14 protein-coding genes and 1 pseudogene are annotated in these 20,060 nt (G+C 72.5%); 6 read left to right on the forward strand and 9 right to left on the reverse strand.

Annotated elements, in window-relative coordinates; genetic code table 11:
- Positions 1-167 precede the first annotated feature (167 nt).
- From AB0D93_RS29250 to AB0D93_RS29265, 4 genes are all read right to left on the reverse strand, one after another.
- Positions 168-881 (reverse strand): DUF4232 domain-containing protein, encoded by a 714-nt coding sequence (locus AB0D93_RS29250; RefSeq protein WP_362125396.1) that lies wholly within the window; start codon positions 879-881, stop codon positions 168-170.
- A 227-nt stretch (positions 882-1,108) separates the two neighbouring features.
- Positions 1,109-3,340, reverse strand: coding sequence for a catalase/peroxidase HPI (katG, locus tag AB0D93_RS29255; protein ID WP_362125398.1), 2,232 nt, complete (start codon positions 3,338-3,340; stop codon positions 1,109-1,111).
- A gap of 33 nt (positions 3,341-3,373) precedes the next feature.
- Positions 3,374-3,811: a Fur family transcriptional regulator gene (locus AB0D93_RS29260; RefSeq protein ID WP_362125401.1), complete on the reverse strand. Its 438-nt coding sequence runs from the start codon at positions 3,809-3,811 to the stop codon at positions 3,374-3,376.
- A 588-nt stretch (positions 3,812-4,399) separates the two neighbouring features.
- A complete protein-coding gene (locus AB0D93_RS29265; RefSeq protein WP_362125404.1) occupies positions 4,400-5,560 on the reverse strand; it encodes an abortive phage infection protein in 1,161 nt (386 codons plus the stop codon).
- Positions 5,561-5,764: 204 nt separating this feature from the next.
- On the opposite strand from AB0D93_RS29265, the gene AB0D93_RS29270 reads away from it, so the two are divergent.
- The 5 genes and pseudogenes from AB0D93_RS29270 to AB0D93_RS29290 all read left to right on the forward strand — a co-directional run bounded on the left by AB0D93_RS29270 (position 5,765) and on the right by AB0D93_RS29290 (position 10,584).
- The gene (locus AB0D93_RS29270) at positions 5,765-6,706 is read left to right on the forward strand and encodes a hypothetical protein (RefSeq protein ID WP_362125407.1); all 942 of its coding nucleotides are present in this window, start codon (positions 5,765-5,767) and stop codon (positions 6,704-6,706) included.
- A 211-nt stretch (positions 6,707-6,917) separates the two neighbouring features.
- Positions 6,918-7,892 (forward strand): Ku protein, encoded by a 975-nt coding sequence (locus tag AB0D93_RS29275; RefSeq protein WP_362125410.1) that lies wholly within the window; start codon positions 6,918-6,920, stop codon positions 7,890-7,892.
- 100 nt (positions 7,893-7,992) lie between these two features.
- Positions 7,993-8,135: pseudogene (locus AB0D93_RS29280) on the forward strand (sugar phosphate isomerase/epimerase); the annotation flags it as partial.
- Between the two features lie 261 nt (positions 8,136-8,396).
- Positions 8,397-9,578: an acyltransferase gene (locus tag AB0D93_RS29285; RefSeq protein ID WP_362125413.1), complete on the forward strand. Its 1,182-nt coding sequence runs from the start codon at positions 8,397-8,399 to the stop codon at positions 9,576-9,578.
- A gap of 250 nt (positions 9,579-9,828) precedes the next feature.
- The gene (locus tag AB0D93_RS29290) at positions 9,829-10,584 is read left to right on the forward strand and encodes a methyltransferase domain-containing protein (protein ID WP_362125416.1); all 756 of its coding nucleotides are present in this window, start codon (positions 9,829-9,831) and stop codon (positions 10,582-10,584) included.
- 92 nt (positions 10,585-10,676) lie between these two features.
- Here the strand turns inward: AB0D93_RS29290 and AB0D93_RS29295 are convergent, their stop codons facing one another.
- From AB0D93_RS29295 to AB0D93_RS29305, 3 genes are all read right to left on the reverse strand, one after another.
- A complete protein-coding gene (locus tag AB0D93_RS29295) occupies positions 10,677-12,956 on the reverse strand; it encodes a catalase (RefSeq protein WP_362125419.1) in 2,280 nt (759 codons plus the stop codon).
- A 399-nt stretch (positions 12,957-13,355) separates the two neighbouring features.
- The gene (locus tag AB0D93_RS29300) at positions 13,356-14,819 is read right to left on the reverse strand and encodes an ornithine decarboxylase (RefSeq protein WP_362125422.1); all 1,464 of its coding nucleotides are present in this window, start codon (positions 14,817-14,819) and stop codon (positions 13,356-13,358) included.
- Positions 14,820-14,922: 103 nt separating this feature from the next.
- The gene (locus tag AB0D93_RS29305; protein WP_362125425.1) at positions 14,923-15,264 is read right to left on the reverse strand and encodes an ANTAR domain-containing protein; all 342 of its coding nucleotides are present in this window, start codon (positions 15,262-15,264) and stop codon (positions 14,923-14,925) included.
- 134 nt (positions 15,265-15,398) lie between these two features.
- Between AB0D93_RS29305 and AB0D93_RS29310 the strand changes: the two genes are divergently transcribed.
- Positions 15,399-16,352 (forward strand): helix-turn-helix domain-containing protein, encoded by a 954-nt coding sequence (locus AB0D93_RS29310; protein ID WP_362125427.1) that lies wholly within the window; start codon positions 15,399-15,401, stop codon positions 16,350-16,352.
- 59 nt (positions 16,353-16,411) lie between these two features.
- Here the strand turns inward: AB0D93_RS29310 and AB0D93_RS29315 are convergent, their stop codons facing one another.
- Entirely contained in the window at positions 16,412-18,574 is a 2,163-nt protein-coding gene (locus AB0D93_RS29315) for a discoidin domain-containing protein (RefSeq protein WP_362125430.1), read from the reverse strand.
- 121 nt (positions 18,575-18,695) lie between these two features.
- Positions 18,696-20,051, reverse strand: coding sequence for an FAD-binding protein (locus AB0D93_RS29320; protein ID WP_362125433.1), 1,356 nt, complete (start codon positions 20,049-20,051; stop codon positions 18,696-18,698).
- Between the last annotated feature and the right edge of the window lie 9 nt (positions 20,052-20,060).

Below are 20,060 nucleotides of genomic sequence, written 5' to 3' on the forward strand. Positions count from 1 at the left end.
CGCGGCCCGCGGCCGGCCGGCGGGCCTCCCGCCCCGGCGCCATCCGGCCGGGCGCCGGGACGCCGAGGACGCGGGGGACCGCGTCGCCGGTCAGGGGACCGCACGCGTGGGGCGGGCGTCCCCGGACGCCGTCCTGACCCGGGGGCCGCCCGCTGATCACATGCCGGTCAGGAAGGCTTCACCGCCGAAACCGCCGTCGCGGTGACGGTGTTGTCGCACTCGGCGAACTCCCCGTCCGAAAGCGCGACCTGGTGCGCCCCCGCGCCGGGCAGTCCGACCACGAGCGTCGGGAAGACGGCGGGCTTCGCGCCGGACGCGCAGTAGCCGTCGCCCTCGCCCTGGACTTGGTGGAACGTCAGCTTCAGCCATGCCTTGCCGCCCGGCGCGAGGCGTACCGGTGACGCGAGGCCGGTGGGGGTCACCTTCAGCGGGCGGTTGTGCTCCGGGGAACCGTTGCCGGCGCCCGCCACCGTCGGATGCCCGCGCAGGACGCACGCGTGCCCGGAGGCGTTGGTGAACTCGACGACCGCGGCGCCCGTACCGGTGCCGTCGGGACGGTCGGCCGCCTGGCGGGCGGTCGCCGCCACGGCCGACACCGAGCACGCCGGCGTCGCGCCGGCCGAGGTGCCGGACGCGGGAGAGACCGGGGCGTGCGAGGCGATCGACGCGCCGGCACCGGCGGGCCCGGAGGCCGGCGGGGAGGTGGGGGTGGAACTCGCGGCGCCGGCGGCGGTGTTGGAGGGGGCGGAGGAGACCGGGGCCGGGGAGGACGTCTTCGCCGCCCCGTCGCCGTCGTCCGGGCCGCAGGCGGTCAGCGACAGTGCCGCGGCGATGACGGCCGTCGCCGAAGCGGCGAGGCGGATGGTGGTGCGCTGGTGCATGACGTCCCCCGATGTTCGGTGTGCGTGGTCGGACCGGCTCGTGCCGATGCTCACCGGGGGAGACAGCGACGGGAGACCCCGGGTTTCCGCTGTGGATCGCCTGTGACCGTTGTGGATCTTCTGTGACCGTTCGGTGACGGGCGGCCCGGGCTCGGCGGACGACGAGGGCGTCCGGCCCGACCGCGCAGGTCGGGCCGGACGCCCTCGAAGCCGTGCCCGGACCGGGCTCAGGCCAGGTCGAACCGGTCCGCGTTCATGACCTTGTCCCACGCGGCGACGAAGTCCTTCACGAACTTCTCCTTGGCGTCGTCACTCGCGTAGACCTCGGCGAGGGCGCGCAGCTCGGAGTTGGAGCCGAAGACCAGGTCGGCACGGCTGCCGGCCCACTTCAGCTCGCCCGTGACGGCGTCACGGCCCTCGAACGTGGTCTGGTCCTCGGAGGTCGACTTCCACGTCGTGCTCATGTCGAGCAGGTTGACGAAGAAGTCGTTGGTGAGGACGCCGGGCGTCTTGGTGAGGACACCGAGCTGCGACTGCTGGTGGTTGGCGCCGAGGACGCGCAGACCACCGACGAGCACCGTCATCTCGGGGGCGCTCAGGTCCAGCAGGTTCGCCCTGTCGACGAGCAGGAACTCCGCCGGGAGGCGGTTGCCCTTGCCGAGGTAGTTGCGGAAGCCGTCCGCGGTCGGCTCCAGCGCCTCGAAGGACTCGGCGTCGGTGTGCTCCTCGGTGGCGTCCACCCGGCCCGGCGTGAACGGCACCTGCACCTGGAAGCCGCCCTCCTTGGCGGCCTTCTCGACCGCGGCGACACCGCCGAGGACGATGAGGTCGGCCAGGGAGACCTGCTTGGCGCCGGAGGAGGCGTTGAAGTCCCGCTGGACGCCTTCGAGGACGCGCAGCACCTGGGCCAGCTCGTCGGGCTCGTTGACCTCCCAGCCGCTCTGCGGGGCGAGCCGGATACGGGCGCCGTTGGCGCCGCCGCGCTTGTCGGTGGCGCGGAAGGTCGAGGCGGACGCCCACGCCGTGGTGACCAGCTGGGAGACGGACAGGCCCGAGTCGAGCAGCTTGGTCTTCAGGGACGCGATGTCGGCGTCGTCGATCAGCTCGCCCTCGCGCTCCGGCAGCGGGTCCTGCCAGATCAGCGTCTCCTGCGGGACCTCCGGGCCGAGGTACAGCGCCTTCGGGCCCATGTCACGGTGGGTGAGCTTGTACCAGGCGCGGGCGAAGGCGTCCGCGAACTCCTCGGGGTTCTCGTAGAACCGGCGGGAGATCGGCCCGTAGATCGGGTCGAAGCGCAGCGACAGGTCGGTGGTGAGCATGCCCGGCGCGATCTTCTTCGACGGGTCGTGGGCCGCGGGCACGGTGCCCTCACCGGCGCCGTCCTTCGGCTTCCACTGCTTGGCGCCCGCCGGGGACTCGGTCAGCTCCCACTCGTATTCGAACAGGATCCGGAAGAAATTGTTGCTCCACTGGGTGGGCGTGTTGGTCCAGGTGACCTCGAGGCCGGAGCCGATGGCGTCCGCGCCCTTGCCGGTGCCGAAGGTGCTCCTCCAGCCGAGGCCCTGCTCCTCGAAGCCGGCCGCCTCGGGGTCAAGGCCGACCGCGTCGGCGGGACCGGCGCCGTGGGTCTTGCCGAAGGTGTGACCACCGGCGATCAGGGCGACGGTCTCCTCGTCGTTCATCGCCATGCGGCGGAACGTCTCGCGGATGTCGCGGGCTGCGGCCAGCGGGTCCGGGTTGCCGTTGGGGCCCTCGGGGTTGACGTAGATCAGGCCCATCTGGACGGCGCCGAGCGGGTTCTCGAGCTCGCGGTCGCCGGTGTAGCGCTTGTCGTCCAGCCAGGTGGTCTCGGGACCCCAGTAGACGTCCTCCTCCGCCTCCCAGACGTCCTCGCGGCCACCGCCGAAGCCGAAGGTGTCGAAGCCCATGGACTCCAGCGCCACGTTGCCGGCGAGGATCATCAGGTCGGCCCACGAGATCTTCTGGCCGTACTTCTTCTTCACCGGCCACAGCAGGCGGCGGGCCTTGTCCAGGTTGACGTTGTCCGGCCAGCTGTTCAGCGGGGCGAAGCGCTGCTGGCCGGCGCCGGCGCCGCCGCGGCCGTCGCTGATGCGGTAGGTACCGGCGCTGTGCCAGGCCATCCGGATCATCAGCGGGCCGTAGTTGCCGAAGTCGGCGGGCCACCAGTCCTGGGAGGTGGTGAGCACCTCGGCGATGTCCTGCTTCACGGCGGCGAGGTCGAGGCTCTCGAACGCCTCGGCGTAGTCGAACTCCTCACCCAGCGGGTTCGTCACGGGCGGGTTCTTGGCAAGGATCCTCAGGTTGAGCCGCTCCGGCCACCACTGGCGGTTGCCGCCGCCCTGGGTGGGGTGCAGTGCCCGGTCATGCGCGACGGGGCAGCCACCGCTCGCCCCGTCCGCCTTCGCGTCCGTGACGATCGCGTCGTGGTTCTCGGTCATGGCAATCCTTCCGAACTGTGCGGAACTCGGTGCTCAGGAACTGCGGCCGGTGGAACAGTCGGGGCAGGTGCCCCAGTACACGACCTCGGCCTCGTCGATGGCGAAGCCGCGGTCGTCGGAGGCGGTCAGGCAGGGCGCGTCGCCGACGGCGCAGTCGACGTCGGCGACGGCACCGCACGACCGGCACACGATGTGGTGGTGGTTGTCACCCACGCGTCCCTCGTACCGGGCCGGGTGACCGGCCGGCTCGATACGGCGGACGAGACCCGCCGCGGTGAGGGCGTGGAGGGCCTCGTAGACGGCTTGCACGGAAATGTGGCCCACGCGGTGGCGCACCCCGGAGGCGATCGCCTCGACGCCGAGGTGGTCGCCCGCCCGGACGGTCTCCAGCAGCGCGACGCGGGCTGCCGTCACGCGCAGGCCGGCACCGCGGAGCTCCTCGGCGGTGCTCGGGGTCGGGGAGGCGGTCATGAGGGCGAACCTACCCTCATAAACACGAGCGGTTCAAGAAAACGAACGATGCAATTTTGGCCGCGTGTCGTCACCCGCCGTCCACCTCCGGGCCGGCCCCGGCGCCCGCCCAGGAGTTTGCGTTCACGTTTGCCTTCGCCCGGCCGCGTCCGGTGCGGCGGACGCGGCCGGGTGCGGTGTGGCGGGTGCGGGCCGGGTGCCGGGTGCGGGCCGGGTGCCGGGTGCGGGCCGCGTGTCGGGTGCGGGCCTGGTGCGGGCGGTACGGTGGCCGGTCCGGTCGGCGGTGGCGGGACGGGGCTTGGGTCGGCCGGGGCGGGGGGCGGGGGCATGCCCGCATCATGGGTTCCCGGCCCGGCGACGACGGCGCGGCAAGCCGGACGGTCCTCCGAACGGGTGAGCCGGCGGGTGTGCGTGCCTCACCGCAGCTCCGGCCGGTGCCCGGGCCCGCGGCGTCGGTCGCCCACGGCTGCCCGGCGCGTCCCGGACGCGGTCGGCCTCGGCGTCTTGCCGGCCGAGGCCGAGAGAGGAGAAACGCCACGGCCGGCCGACTCAGCCCGGCGGACCATAGCGGGGCGGGCCGCGGGCAGGTCAGCAGGCGCGCCGGGGGCGGGTGCGGGCGGCGTGGTAGCGACGCGCCAGGGCGTGGAAGGCCTGCTTGGGTTCCCAGTGCCAGCCGGAGGCGGGGTCGTCCGGACGGTCCTGGACGGGCTTGGTGATGGCGTAGCTCGCCATGTCGAGGTCGTGGCGCGGGTCGCCCGGACGGTGCGGGGCGTCGGGGGTCACGAACTCGAAGGCCATGGCAGCGTACAGGTCCATCGAGGAGAAGACGTCGAGCAGTTGCACGAGGTACGCCGCCTGGGTGCGCTCACTGCGGACCAGGTGGCCCTTGATCTCCGGGGGCTGCTTGTCGCGGTCGACGACGTCCCAGCCCATGCCGGCGGTCTCGGGCGCCCCGACGTACGCGCAGGTGCCGAACTCGGTGATGGCAAGTGGCTTGCCCCAGCGCCCATAGCGGCTCAACTCCCGTACGTAGTCGGCCTTGTGGGGGAAGTACGAGTAGTAGTCGATTCCGACGATGTCGAAGAGGCGCCAGTCGACCTCGTCGTCCTGGGCGGCTGCGTAGCTCAGCCGGCCGTGGAAGACGGACCGGCCGACCGCGGCCGCCTTCGCCGTGAAACGGTCCAGTCGGCGTTGCATCGCGACCGGGTCCACGGTGCCGTCGAGCAGGTTCCGGATGCGCTCGAAGACGGTGTCGCCGGGGACGATCCCGGGCACGAACAACCAGAACTCGCAGCCCACACTGAGGTCCACGGCCGCCCCGTGCCGGCGCAGCCGCTCCGCGAACCGGCCGGTCTCGGCGAGGTGGTCCAGGATGTCCCGCTCCGGGACGTCGCCGAGGGTCGGCTGCAGCCAGACGCGCAGCCCCCGCTCGGCCGCCTCGGCGGCGGTGGCCGTGAGGCGTTCCACCCCGTCACCCGTCACGTCGACGGTGTCGGCGCACAACTCGTCGCGGATGACGCGGATGTCCTCCCGCATCCGGGCCGTGCTGAAGGCCGTACCCGGCGTCTCTCCCTCGCCCACGGTGTACACGACCCCGTGGTGGCGCAGTCCCCCCTGTGCGGCGCGAGTCCGTCCCGGACCGCCCTGCGCGGCGCGGGCCGGACCCGACGGCAGCACGGCCGCGGCAAGCCCCGCGGAGGCGAGGCCGGCCAGGAACTGTGCGCGCTTGATCCCCTTGGTCCTCTGCATACGGTCACCCTGCCGGTCGCGGTCGCGCCCGCGCCGTCCGCCGACGGTCTACGCCGCGGGGCCGAAGGATGGGGATCCGGCGCCGAAAGTCGCTGCCGCCGTGGCCGCCACCCCACCCGGATGAGCGGCCGGATCGGGCACATGGACTCGGCGGGGTGAGAAACTCGAAGTCCGTCACCGAGGTGGCCGTCGAGAGGGACGCTGGTGGACCTGGACGCCGTCGCCGACGAGCTGTACGCCCTGCGGCCGGAGGAGTTCGTCGCCGCCCGCGACCGCCGCGCCCTGGAGGCCCGCGAGGCCGGTGAGCATGCCCTCGCCAAGGAGATCGGCGCGTTGCGCCGGCCGAGCCTGGCCGCCTGGGCCGGCAATCTGCTCGTCCGCCGGCGGCGCGAGGAGGTCGAGCCGCTGCTGGAACTGGGCGACGAGCTGCGCCGGGCCCATCGCGAACTGGACGGTCCGCAGCTGCGCAGGCTCGCGCGCCGGCAGAGCGAGGTGATCGGCGCGCTCGGGCGGCAGTCCCGGCGGCTGGCGGCGGAGGCCGGGCATCCGGTGGGCGAGGGGGTCCAGCGCGAGGTCGAGGAGACGCTGCACGCCGTTCTCGCCGACCCGGAAGCCGCTCGCGCCTGGGCGGCGGGACGTCTCGTGAAGCCGCTCAGCTCCACGTTCGGGTTTCCGGAGGCCGACGAGGGCCTTCTCGGGCGCCGTCCCGCCGCGGCGACGGCGACCAGGGCCAAGAAGCGCGCCGGGGGCGAGGGGTCCGGCACCCGCGCGGCGGAACGAAAGCACCGCCGGGACGAGGAGCGCGGGGACGAACTCGCGCGCCGGCGCCGTCTGAACGAGGCCCGTCGAGCCGTCCGCGACGCCGAGCGTGACCTGCGCGACCGCGAGGCCGGGGCCGAGGCCGCCGGACGGGAGGCCGAGGAGGCCCGCGACCGGGTGGCCGCGGCGGAGGAGCACGTGGGCGAGCTGCGGGCGGCGCTGCGGCACGCGGAGGAGGAGCAGCGGCAGGCGCGGGCCGGCGAAAAGGAGGCACGGGACCGGGCCCGGCAGTCCGGCCGTGCCGTCCGGGAGGCCCGGCGCCGGGCCGAGGAGGCCATGGCGCGGGTCGAGCGGCTGGCGGCCGGTGCGGGATCGCGCGATGCGTGACGGGCTCGCGCAGGCGAGTGAGCAGCGGCGCACCGCGGGGCCGCCTGCGGGCGTCCCGTGAGGCAGCGGGGCGGCCTCTCGATGGCCGGTTCCAGCCTGGGGCAGCCGGTGACGCCGACGGCGTCAGGGGGCTGGTGGGACATCGGTGCCGGGAGGGGGACACGGGAGGTGGACGACCGTCGCATGACCCGGGAACTGGAGGCGAGGAGTCATGGCGAGACCGATCTGGACCGGAGTCCTGACCTTCGGGCTGGTCAGCCTGCCCGTGGGGCTGTACACCGCCACGGAGGACCACACGGTGCACTTCCACCAGCTCCAGCGCGGCACCTCGGACCGGATCCGCAACAAGCGCGTCAACGAGCGCACCGGCAAGGAGGTCGCCACCGACCGGATCGTCAAGGGCTACGAGGTCGACGAGGGCGAGTACGTGGTCGTGGAGCCGGAGGAGCTGGAGGAGATCGCTCCCGGGCGGTCCAAGGCGATCGACCTGGCCGGATTCGTCGATCTGCACGAGGTCGAGCCCGTCTACTTCGACCGCACGTACTACGTCGGCCCGCGCGGCAAGGAGTACGTGAAGGTGTACGAGCTGATGCTGGCGGCGCTGGACCGCTCGGACAAGGCGGGGATCGCCACGCTCACCATGCGCGGCAAGGAGTACCTGACCGCGTTGCGCGCACAGCCCGGCGTCCTCGTGCTGCACACCCTGCACTGGGCCGACGAGGTGCGCGACCCCGCCGACGTGGTGCCCGGGCTGCCGGAACGGCGCAGCAGGAAGGACAGCAAGGAGCTGCGGACCGCCGAGCAGCTGATCGACGCCCTCACCATCGACTGGGACCCCGGCGAGTACCACGACACCTACGAGGAACGGGTCAAGAAGCTCGTCGCCGCGAAGCAGAAGGGCGAGGAGGTCGTGGGCGAGCCGGAGCCGCCGGAGGCGACGAACGTCATCGACCTCATGGAGGCGCTCAGCCGGAGCGTCGAGCAGAGCCGGTCCCGGGGCGGCAAGGGTGCCGGCCGGAAACCGGCCGCCGGCGAGAAGAAGTCCGCAGGCCGGAAGGAGACCGAGGACCTTGCGTCCCTGTCGAAGACGGAACTGCAGAAACTCGCGAGCACCGCGGGTGTGCCGGGGCGGTCCCGGATGACACGCGACCAACTCCTCAAGGCCCTTGCCGCACAAGCCGCTTGACCGGTCAGCGCACCGGTTTCAGCCCGGCGGCGGGCCGCTCGTGCCCCGCACGACCAGTTTCGGGTCCAACTCCGCCTCTCCCGGCTCCAGTACGGGGTTCTCCGTGCTCCCGCTGTACAAGTGGTCCTCGTCGGACGAGACCGAGCGGCAGGCGGCCGTCCGCTCCCGGAAGCGGATGACGAGATCACCGCGGACCTCGAATGCCCGCTGATGAACCCGGAGTTCAACGGCCGGCCCGAGCGTGAAGTTCGACGGCGTGGCCACGGCCTGGGAGTCCTCGGCGTTCATGCTGGAGCGGATCACCAAGGACCTGGCCGCGGGCTGATCAAGGAGGTGCGTGGGGCGTCACTCGTGCGGGTGCACCCGGTCCGGCCGTCGTGGCATACGGAGGAGTCTGTCGTTCGGCAGCGAGTGTGATGTTTGCCATGTGACGTGATTGACCGGGGGTGAACGGGCAAGGTACCCCTTCATGCCCCACGCCAACCCTCTGCGGCAGGTGATTCGATGACCACGGCGACGACCCGGGCGCTCCGGACGACGCCGCCCACCCGTTCCGGCGATGCGACCGCCCGGGACTCCCCAGCCGCCGCCATGCCCTCGCTGCCGTCCCTCACGGGACTGCGGTGGATGGCGGCACTGCTGGTGTTCGGACTGCACGTGAACAACTTCGGCTACTTCTCGGGCACCGGCGGCCGCCTCGTGTACTGGGGATTCGGTGCCGGTGCCACCGGAGTGTCGTTCTTCTTCGTACTGTCCGGATTCGTCCTGACCTGGTCGGCGCGGCCCCGCGACCGCGCGCTCGCGTTCTGGAGACGGCGCATCGCGCGGATCTACCCGGTGCACCTGGTCACGCTGGCCCTCGCCCTGGTCATGGCCTACACGCTGGAGCACCAGTCGCGGCCGACGGCGAAACAGGCCATGTCCAACGTGCTGTTGCTGCACTCCTGGTGGCGCCCCTGGTGGCAGACGCTGAACCCGGTCAGCTGGTCCCTCGCCTGCGAGGCGTTCTTCTACGCCGCCTTCCCGCTGCTGATCCTGCTGCTGCGCCGGCTCGGCGCGCGCGGCTCGGTCGCGCTGGGCGCCGTGTCGGTCGCGGCCGTCGTCGTGCTGGCCTGGGCGGACGCGCACCACTGGTGGACGTACGCGCTGTACTCGTTCCCGGCGGCACGGATGCCCGAGTTCGTCCTCGGCGCGGTCACCGCGCGGCTGGTGCTGCTCGGCCGGTGGCGCGGTCCCGGTCTCGAGGCGTCGCTCGCCCTGGCGATCATCGGCTACTTCCTCGTGCCGCAGGTCACGCCGGGCTACTCCGCCACCGTGTGCACCATCGCCGGTTTCACACTGCTCATCCCGGCCGCGGCTGTCGCGGACGTCCAGGGGCTGCCCTCGCTGTGGCGGCGCCGACGGCTGGTGCGGCTCGGCGAGCTGTCGTTCGCCTTCTACATGATCCATCTGCTGGTGCTCCGGTCCGCCACCCAACTCCTCGGCACGAAACCGCACTTCGGGCTGATGGCGGGAGTCGCTGTCACCACGACCGCGTTCGCGGTGTCGCTGGGGTTGTCCTGGATCCTGTACGAGGTGGTGGAGCGCCCGGCGAGACGCCTGCTGCTGCGCCGGCGCCGCCGCCCGGCCGCGCAGCCGGAAGCGGCCCAGGTAGCTGCTGAGGCCCCGGCGGCGGCGCGGGACTGAGCCGGTCCCCGGCCTTGCGCGGACGCCCCGGGCGAGCGGGCGCGGAAAGTGGCCCCGGCCCGGCCGTGGAAGGCCGTGTGCCGGCGCGCCGCAGGGTGCCGGAGGGCCTGTCGGCCGACGTCGAGGGGAGAGCGGCGCCTCCCCCGCGCCGGCCTCTCAGAGGCTCGCCCGGGCCCTCCGGCCCCGCAGGGCGACCTGGCGTCCCGTCGGCCCCGCCCCTAGGTTCTGTGCATCGGGGAAGGGGGGCCGGATGGACCGGGACATCCGCACGGTCGAGGACGTACTGCGACTCCTGGACGGGCTGTTCGCGCCGGAGGCCGACCGCTGGAGCGAGGGTGGGGCCGCGTGGTGGGACGGCTTCTACGGGGACCGGGACCGACCGGTGCCGTTCTTCGCCGCGAAGCCGGACGAGAACCTGGTGTCCTACCTGGACCGCGGCCTGATCGCGCCGGGACGGGCCCTCGACCTGGGCTGCGGTCCCGGGCGCAACGCGCTGCATCTCGCCGCGCGGGGTTTCGAGGTGGACGCCGTCGATCTCTCTCCCGCCGCGCTCGCCTGGGCCGAGGAGCGCGCGCGGGAGGCAGGTGCCGCGCGGGCGAGCGGCGCCGTACGGTTCCACTGCGGTGACGCGTTCGCCCTGACCTCGTCGGACGCGGGCCGGCTGAGCGGCCCGTACGACCTGGTCTACGACTCGGGCTGCTTCCACCACCTGCCACCGCACCGCCGCGTCAGCCATCTCGCGCTGCTGGAGCGCGTGCTGGCGCCCGGCGGGTACTTCGCGCTCACCTGCTTCGCCGCGGGCCGGATGGGTTCCGAACTCCCCGACGCGGCCTTCTACCGTGAGCCCGGCCTGCACGGCGGCCTCGCCTACACACCCCAGTCACTGCGCCGGATCTTCGCCGGGCTGGAGGAGGTCGAACTGCGCGCCATGCGGCAGCAACCGGCGGACTCCGCGCTGTTCGGCGAGGAGTTCCTCTGGACGGCCCTGTTCCGCCGTCGCGGCTAGCCGGTGCCCCGGCGGAACAGCCGTGCGCCGGCCCCCGCGTCCGGGGGCCGGCGTACCGGTACGGTCACGCCGCCCGCTTGGGCGCGGGCCCGTCAGGTGGTGGACGGGAAGCGGTCCCACACCCGGTGGGCACCGAGGAGTTGGGTGAGCTCCTGCAGGACGGTCGTGGCGCCGTCCCCGGCGATCACACCGGGCGCGTCGAGGGCGATGCCGGCCGCCTCCAGCGCGCTTTCCCCGCCCTTGGCGGCGCCGATGGCCTTGCCGTGCCGGTAGGCCTCGGCCAGCAGCAGCCCCACCCTCGGGTCGAGGGTGCCGTTGCTCTCGCCGGGCAGGCCCGCCTTGGCGTCGCGGGCGCCGTGGGCGTCGGCGCCGACCCCGGGGGTGCCGGCCACCAGCAGCGCGTCGAACTCCACGGACCGCGCCGTCGCGTAGGTCCGCTGGACGGCCGGGGCGTCCGGGCCGGAGCCGAGGGTGCCGCCCGCCGGTGCGACGACGAGCGGGACCATGCCGCCGTCCAGTACTTCCTGGCGTACGGCCCGTACGCCGTCCAGGTCGCCGTCGGGCCCGGTGATGATGCCGATGATCCGGCCGTCGGTGGGCCAGGTGTGCCCGACCTGGGACAGGGCGGGGCTGGGCGCGACGTCGGCGAGCGGCACGGTGGGATCGGGGGCGGGCAGGCCGAGGCCGGCGGCGACGCCCGCGCACAGGTCCGGGTCGATGTTGGCCAGCACCTGCAACGCCCGTTCCTTGATGGCCTGTTCGTAGCACTTGCCGAGTTCGAAGGAGTAGGCACCGATGATGTGCTCGCGCTCCACCGGGCTCATGCTGAGCCAGAACCGGCGCGGCTGGCTGAAGTGGTCGTCGAACGACGCCGGCGCCTCGCGGACCTTCGTGGCCTCCGGCACCCGTACCGGTGTCTCGACGAACGCGCCCGCGTCGGCGCCGGCCGTGAACGGGCAACCGCCGTCGAGGGAGTTGGGGCGGTAGGGGGCCACACCCTGGTGCACGGCCGTCTGGTGCATGCCGTCGCGCAGCATGTCGTTGACGGGCGCGTGCGGCCGGTTGACCGGGATCTGCGCGAAGTTGGGGCCGCCCAGCCGGGTGATCTGGGTGTCCAGGTACGAGAAGAGACGGCCGGCCAGGAGCGGGTCGTCGGTGATGTCGATGCCGGGGACGAGGTGGCCGGGGTGGAAGGCGACCTGCTCGGTCTCGGCGAAGAAGTTGGACGGGTTGCGGTTGAGGGTGAGCAGCCCGACGGGCTGCACGGGAGCGAGTTCCTCGGGGACGATGTTCGTCGGATCCAGCAGGTCGATGCCCTCGAAGGTCTGGTCGGGGGTGTCGGGGAAGGTCTGGATGCCGAACTCCCACTCGGGGTAGGCGCCCGCCTCGATGGCGTCGGCGAGGTCGCGGCGGTGGAAGTCCGGGTCCATGCCGCCCACGATCTGCGCCTCCTCCCACACCAGGGAGTGCACGCCCAGCTTCGGCTTCCAGTGGAACTTCACCAGTGTCGTCCCGCCGTCGGCGTCGACCAGCCGGAAGGTGTGGATCCCGAAGCCCTCCATGGTGCGGAACGAGCGCGGGATGCCCCGGTCGGACATGTTCCACAGGGTGTGGTGGGTGGCCTCGGTGTGCAGGGTGACGAAGTCCCAGAAGGTGTCGTGGGCGCTCTGCGCCTGCGGGATCTCCCGGTCGGGGTGCGGTTTGGCGGCGTGCACGACGTCCGGGAACTTGATCGCGTCCTGGATGAAGAAGACCGGGATGTTGTTGCCGACCAGGTCGAAGACGCCCCTACTGGTGTAGAACTTCGTCGCGAACCCACGGGTGTCCCGGACGGTGTCGGCGGAGCCCCGGGAGCCGAGGACCGTGGAGAAGCGCACGAACACGGGCGTCTCGGCGTCCGGGGCGAGGAAGGCCGCCCTGGTCACGTCCGCCGCCGTGCCGTAGCTGCGGAACACGCCGTGTGCTCCGGCGCCGCGGGCGTGGACCACGCGCTCGGGGATGCGCTCGTGGTCGAAGTGCATGACCTTCTCGCGCAGGTGGTGGTCCTGCAGCAGCACCGGGCCACGGGGTCCGGCCTTCAGCGAGTGGTCGGTGTCGTACAGCCGGGTGCCCTGGGCGTTGGTCAGCCGGCTGCCGCCCTGGGCCATCCGTGCCTGGTCGGCGCCGGTGGGCTGCCCGGTGGGCGACATGGTGTCCGGGCCGGTCTGGTCGGACTTGGGCGGCAGGGGCTCATGGGGTTCGGTCGGCTCGGCGACCGGCGGCGTGCGGGACCCCGGCTTGCCGGGGATGCCGTCCTCCGGGCCCGTGCCGTCGCCCCGCAGGGCGTCCGCCGCCTTGTCCGCCGCACGCTGCAGAGGGTTCCGCTCGCTCATCGCTACCATTCCTTCGCTGGTCACGGGGGGTGGGGCCCGGCACCGGCGAGGCGGGGCGTCCGACGCGCGGTGGCCACGCCAGGGCATACGACCGACCGGACACATCATCGGAAAGAGGTCGCCGCGGCCCTCGTACCGAGGTCCCCGGGCCGGGGGGTCCGAAACCGGAATCGCGGAGATTTCCGGTCGGGGTGAAGTCGGGCCGTCTCCCCTCGAGTTGGCGGGACGGCAGGCCCGTCGGACGTGTCGTCCGGACCCGGGGACCGTCGAGCAGGGCCAAGTGCTTCCTGCCGAGCATGTCTTCGTCAGGAGGGCCGGCTTCTTGGCCCGGGCAGGCACCGGCTGCCCGCATCCGCCACCCTAGGGTCTGCGCCCGGGCCCCGCAGGTCGGTGGGGCCGTCAGGGGCGGGCCGTGACCCGCAGACTCTCCAGCGAGGGGTCCGCCGCGTCACTGATGAGGAAGCCGTGCTCGACTCCGCTGCGCAGGAAGTCCAGCACCTCCTTCGTGACCACCTCGCCGGGTGCCACGACGGGCACGCCGGGCGGATAGGGGCTGATCATCTCGGCGGAGATCCGGCCCACGGCCCGTTCGGCGGGCACCTGTTCGGCGGGCCCGAAGAACGCCTCCCGCGGCAGGACCGCCTGCTCCAGTTCGAGCGCCCGGGGCTCGGGCAGCCGGACGGCGGGCCGCCGTTCGATTGAACCGGCGTTCTCCACCAGGGACCGCATGGCGTCCAGGAGGATCTTCTCGGTCTCGTCGTCGTCCGCGTGGGTGATCGAGGCGCTGATCCGGCAGCTGTCCGAGCCGCCCACGTCGACGTGCCGGTGCGTGCGCAGCCATTCGACCGCCTGCATGCCGCTGATGCCGAGGTCCCGCACGTCCATGACGATCTTCATCGGGTCGAACTCTGCCGCCAGTCCCTCCTCGACGACCTCGCCTCCCATGACCCGCAGCCCCGGCATGTCCCGCAGCTCCGCACGGATGCGTCCGGCCCGGTGGACGGCCGCCTCCAGCAGCTCGCGGCCGTGTTCGGCCATCTGCCGCCGCCAGCCGTCGAGGGCGCCGTACACCAGGCAGGAGGCGCTGGTGGTGCCGAGCAGGTCCTCACGCTGCTTGAGCACCTCGGGTGCCACCCGGTCGTGCTGGAGGTGGAAGACCGAACTCTGCTCGATGGCACCGCCCATCTTGTGCACGCTGGTGACCACGAGATCGGCGTCGGCGTCCATGCCCCAGGCCGGCAGGCCGGGGTGGAAGGGCAGATGGGCGCCCCAGGCCTCGTCCACGATGAGCGGTACGTCGTAGGCGTGGCAGGCGTCGGCGACGCCCCGGACGTCGGCGCAGGTGCCCCACTCGGTGGGCGTGATCAGGAGCATGCCCTTGGCGTCGGGGTGCTCGCGCAGCCGGGCGCGGACGTCGTCGGGCTCCGGGGGATGGGCGAGGTGCCGTTCGGTGTCGAACTTCGGGTGGACCCAGATCGGCTCCACCCCGTTGATGATCACCGCCGCGATGACCGACTTGTGCGCGTTGCGGGACAGCAGCAGCTTCTCCCCCGGGCCCGCGACCGAGCACATCGCGGTCTTCACGGACAGGGAGCTGCCGCAGGTCGAGAAGAAGGCGTGCTCGGCGCCGACCGCGTCGGCCATCAGCTCCTGCGCCTCTTCCAGGACGCCCTGGGACTCCCGGCGGTCGTCCAGGCCGTTGAGGGTCAGCACGTCCGAGCGGAAGACGTCGATGCCGAGGACGTCGGCGACCCGGGGATCGGTGCCGCGGCCCTGTTTGTGCCCCGGCGGTCCGAACACCACGTCTCCGCGACGCCGGAACTCCTGGAGGGCTTCGAGTACGGGTGCGCGCGAGTGGTCCATGAGTCTCCTCTTCCTCCGCGGACGTACGCAGGGTGCGGCTCCCCGCGACGGGACCGCACTCTCCGTGTTGCACCCGGCGGGCACTCGAAACCCCGCGCCCTCCTCAGCGGGGCGGCGAGCAGCTCAGGGCCTGTCTGTCCGCGGTGGACACCGAGTCCCGTGCGCGGGCCACCGCCGCGGACAGGGCCCGGCGGACCTCGTCCGGGAGCCGGCCGCCGGAGGGCCACAGCACCAGGCTGCGGGCCACGTCCCGGAGTTTGACGTTCGTGTGCTGCGAGACCTGCCGGAGGATCTCCCAGCCCTGCTCCGGGCGCAGCCCGCCGGTGGCGATGACCACACCGATCGCCTGGTCGACGACGGCGTGCGAGACCACGGCGCGGCGCAGCTGGGTCACCTCCTCCTGGAGTGCCGTCAGCTGGTCCGCCTGCTCGTCGCGTCCGATCATGCCGCTCACCCTGTACGCCGTGCCCCCGCGGGCGCCAGCCACCAGACGAACGACACCGCGAGCAGCCGTACGGAAAACGAAACGCGCCTGGTCAGCGCCTACATGTCCGGCGGGATCCGGGGCAGACGCGGAACATGGACACGCTCTCCTTCGACAGCGCGGACCTGGATCTCACGGAGGACTTCCTCAGCCGTGCCTACGCCAGGATGCGCATCGGCAGCAGCACGCCCGAGGCCGGCCGGGCCCGGATCCGGCGCAGCGCCATCGCCCCGGTGAGCATCGACGAGATCGCACTCGACTTCGAGATGAGCTACTCGGTGACCCCGCTCGGCCGGGTCTGTCTGGGCACCGTCCACGAGGGAACCGTGCGGGACCACCGCTTCCAGGGCGTCGAGGACTCCTTCGGGCCGGATGACATGATGCTGTTCGCACCGCCGGACGTGCCGTACTCGGGGCGGATCTGTCACGCCCGCTACACCGTCACGATGCTGGACCCGGCGCTGCTCGCCCAGGTGGCCGCGGGCCCGGACGGCGCGCGGCCGGTACGGCTGACCGGACACCGGCCGCGCTCGGCGGCCGCGGCCCGCCGGCTGAGCCACACGATCAGCCATGTGCGCGACCATGTGCTGGCCGACCCCGAGACCGCCGACCATCCGCTGGTCGCCGCGACGGCCGCACAGCATCTGGCGGCGAGCGTCCTGGCCGCGTTCCCGAACACGGCCCTGGCCGAGCCGACCGCGGCCGACCGCCGCGACGCGCATCCGGCGGTGCTGCGCCGTGCGCTCGCCTTCATCGACGACCACGCCGACCGGCCGATCGCGGTCGCGGACATCGCCGCGGCGGCCCATGTGACGGTGCGCGCCCTGCAGTACGCCTTCCGACGGCACCTGGACACCACCCCGCTGGCCCATCTGCGCCGGGTGCGGCTCGCGCACGCCCATCAGGACCTGGTGACCGCGGGGCCGGACGGCGCCTCGACCGTCACGGAGATCGCCGCCCGCTGGGGCTTCCACCACCCGGGCCGCTTCGCCGCCCTGTACCGCGACACCTACCGGCGCTCCCCGCACACGACCCTGTCCGGCGGCTGAGGGGGGAGCGCGTCCCGGGACGGCAGGGGTCGGGCACCGTCCCGGGACGCGGCGTGGGGCTACGGGAACGACGTCACCTTGGACGGGACGGTGCTCGTTCCCGAGGTGGGTGCGCCCGTGTTGTTCACGACGTGGGCGTACTGGCCCTTGCCGCCGAGGGAGATCACCAGCAGGTCGTGCATCTTGACGCCGCTGGTCTGCGGTACCTGGAAGCCGTTGGACTGGAGGATGGTGGGATCGGCCGTGTAGTTGCAGTAGCTGCCCAGGCCCCAGGCCTCGTGGCTGGTGACGGAGTCGGCGACCTTGTAGGCCGCGTAGCCGACGACGCCGTCATGGGTGACGGCGGCGGCGTTCGGGGCGTCGTACGCCTTCTCGTTCTGGAAGAAGACCGTCCGGCCGCGTTCTCCGTTCCAGTAGACGTCGTACTTGTTGAAGTGCTCGACGAACAGGCCGGTGGCGAGCACGTCGTTGCCGTTGACCCGCAGGCCGTAGTCGGCGCGGTTGGTGTCCCAGCCGACCCCGCTGCCGTGGTCGGCGCGCCAGATCCAGGTGTGGTCGACGATGACGTCGTTGCTGTTGACGACCACGGAGTTGGTGGCGAGGCCGGGTCCGGCGCCGCCGATGCGGACGAACACGTCCTGCATGGTCGTGGGGTCGGCCGAGTGGTCGGCGGTGGCGCCGGGTGTGCCGATGCGCAGCAGTGTGTCGGAGTTGACCGGTCCGGCGTCGATGAGGAATCCGGCGAGTCGCACGCCGTCGACGTCGGCGACGTGCATCGCGTCGATTCCGTTGTCCGGGACGAGGGTGGCGAGGCCGAGACCGAGGACGACGGTGTCGGGACGGGTGACGTCGATCGTCTGGTCGAGGTGGTAGATGCCGGGTGTGAACAGGAGGTTGAGGCCCTGGGCGAGGGCGGCGTTGATGGTGGCCGCGGTGGCTCCGGGCTTGACGACGTAGAACTGGTCGAGCGGGACGGAGGTGCCGGGGGTGTTGGGCCAGGAGACGCCTCGGGCGTTGGTGCGCTTGGCCGGGACGAAGACCTTGTAGGCGGAGCCGTCCAGGTAGAGGAAGGGCTTCTCGCGGGAGACCGGGGTGGTGTCCAGCGTGGTGTACGGGCCGCTGTCGAAGTTCGTCGCGGGTGCGCCCTGCACTCCGGAGAACGTCATGTTCCACACGCCGTTGGTCCAGCCGCCGACCGAGCTGTCGCGGGTGTACCACTGCTGCTGGGAGTACGGTCCCACCGTGCCGTCGATCCTGGAGTCCGCGATGTAGCCGCCGGAGGCCCATCCGTAGCCGTTGGGGGCGAGGTTGAGACCGCCCTGGACGTGGATGCGGCGGAACGGCGCGGCCTGGGCCACGGCCCAGCGGTCGTCGCCGGCCGACGGCTTGATGGCGAGGTTCTCCGCCGAACGCCAGAAGTTCTGCGTGGCGTTGCCGTTGAACCAGCCGGCGTCGACCGTGACGTCTCCGTTGATCCGGGTGTCGTCGGGGTTCAGGCCGAGCCCGGAGACGGAGGTGTAGAAGCCGATCTGGGCGTTGATGCCGTTGTAGGTGCCGGGCTTGAGCAGGAACTGGTAGCGGCCGGTGCCGAACTGTGCGGACTCCTGCTGTCCGAAGACGTCGTCGAACTTCTGCTGGAGGTTCGGAGTGGAGGGGTCGACGACGATGACGTTCGGGCCGAGGTCGCCGCCGCCCTGGACCGGCCCCGTCGTCCCACTGGCGGTGGTGTGCACGGACATCTCCCACAGGGAGTAGCCGTAGCCCGTGCCGCGCGCGGTGCCGTACATGCGCACGTACCGGCCGGAGCCGCTGACGTCGTACGAGGTCGTGCCGCCGGTGGCACCGGTGACGGTCTTGAGGGTGGTCCAGTTCTGCCCGTCGGAGGAGGCCTGGAGCTGGAAGTCCTTGCCGTAGGCGGTTTCCCAGTCCAGGCCGACCGAGCACAGGTCCCTGACCGAGCCGAGGTCGACCTGGACCCACTGGGGGTCCTCGAACCGGCTGGACCAGCGGGTCGTGGCGTTGCCGTCGAAAGCGGCGGAGGCGGGGGTCGCGGCGTTCTCGGTGGAGGACGCCGTGGCGGGCCGGCCCTGGGCGGCGTCGGCCGTGTCGCAGGTCCGGGCCGCGGCCGCGGCGGCCGGGGTGGGGGCGAGGGGCAGGGTGAGCAGCGCCGCGGTGGCGGCGAGTGCGACACCCAGGGGTCTGGGTCCCGTACGTCTTCTCATCCGGATTCTCATCGGGCGGCTCCCAAGGATCACGGGCCAAGCGGCTGGCCCGGCGGCTTAGTTCATGTTTTGATTTAAGTGATGAGACAAGCCGGCGGCAAGCCTTCGGAAGCCAAAACCTTCAGAACCGCAGACCGTGTCCTCGCGCCAGGACGCCATGGGGGTCGTGGCGCCGCTTGGCGTCGGCGAAGGCCGGCCAGAGGCTGCCGTAGTGGTCCCGCCAGTCGCCGTCCGACATGGGCAGGGCGTTGACGGGGTAGGCGACGGCGCCCTGGGACCGGGCGAGTTCGTAGGCGGCGCGGTTGGCGGCCACCATCGCCGCGACCGTCTCCGGGCTGCCGGGCGGGGCCGTGCGCAACAGGGCGAGAAGATACAGGACTTGACCGGAGGGGCGGCTGAAGAGCGGTGCGCGCAGCCGGCCGGAGAGCAGCGGGTACAGCAGCACCAGACCGGTGTCGCGCAGATCGTGGAAGGCCGGGTCGGCGAGCACGGCCCGGACGACGCGCTCCGCGCTGTCGTGCGGGAGGAGCAGATTGAGCCACGGGTGCGGATACAGCCACTCCCCCGTCTCCCGCAGGACCTCCTCGTCCGTGTCCACGCGGTGGGCGAACTCCGCGAACGCCAGGTCCTCCGTCTCCAGGGCGGCGGGATCGTGGGCGAGCCCGTCGAGGAGGGCAGCGTCGTCGGGCGGGCACGAGCCGTCGTGCGGGGCGACGGCCTCGATCATGTAGTGCCAGCCCCACCCGTCGGCCGGCCGCGCCTGGCCCTCCAGATAGGCGAAACGCTGCTCCTCGGCGAGCCGTCGCTGGTCGGCGAGGTAACGGGTCAGGTCGGCGTAGTACAGGCAGTAGCGGCGGATCCGGGCGGGAGCGGGGACCAGGCGCAGGGTGGCGGCCACGATGACGGCGCACTGGCCGAGTCCGGCCAGCACGGCGTGGAACAGTCCGGGGTCCCGGCCGGGCGAGCAGACCCGGTGCTCCCCGGCCCCGGTCACCACCTCCAGCTCCAGCACCTGGTCCGCGACCAGGCCGTGCCGGTGGCAGGCACCGCCCAGTCCGCCCGCCGACAGGACACCGCCGACACCCGCGCCGAGGTAGTCGGTGAGCACCGGCGGAGTCCGGCCGTACGGGAGGGTGGCGGCCAGTACGTCGCGCCACGACGCCCCGGCCCGGACCGTGACCCGCTCGTCCGTGACGGGACCGACCTCGTTCATCGCCCGCAGGTCCAGCACGATCCCGCCGCCCGCCTGGCCCTGGCCGTACATCGAGTGCCCGCCGCCGCGCACGCTCACCGGGATGCCCGCGGGTCCGGCGTACGCCAGCAGGTCCCCGATCTGCGCCGCGGACCGGGGGCGCAGCACACCGAGGGGCTCCTCCCGCACGATGTGCCCGAAGTCCTGTGCGCACGCGCGCAGGGTCTGCGGACGGGTGTCCAGGGCCCGGCCGAACCGGGCGGCGAGGTCGTGGGGCGGCGTCATGCCGGAATC

Origin of the sequence: Streptomyces sp. NPDC048191 (genome assembly GCF_040652655.1) — a bacterium.
In the GTDB taxonomy this organism is placed as follows: domain Bacteria; phylum Actinomycetota; class Actinomycetes; order Streptomycetales; family Streptomycetaceae; genus Streptomyces.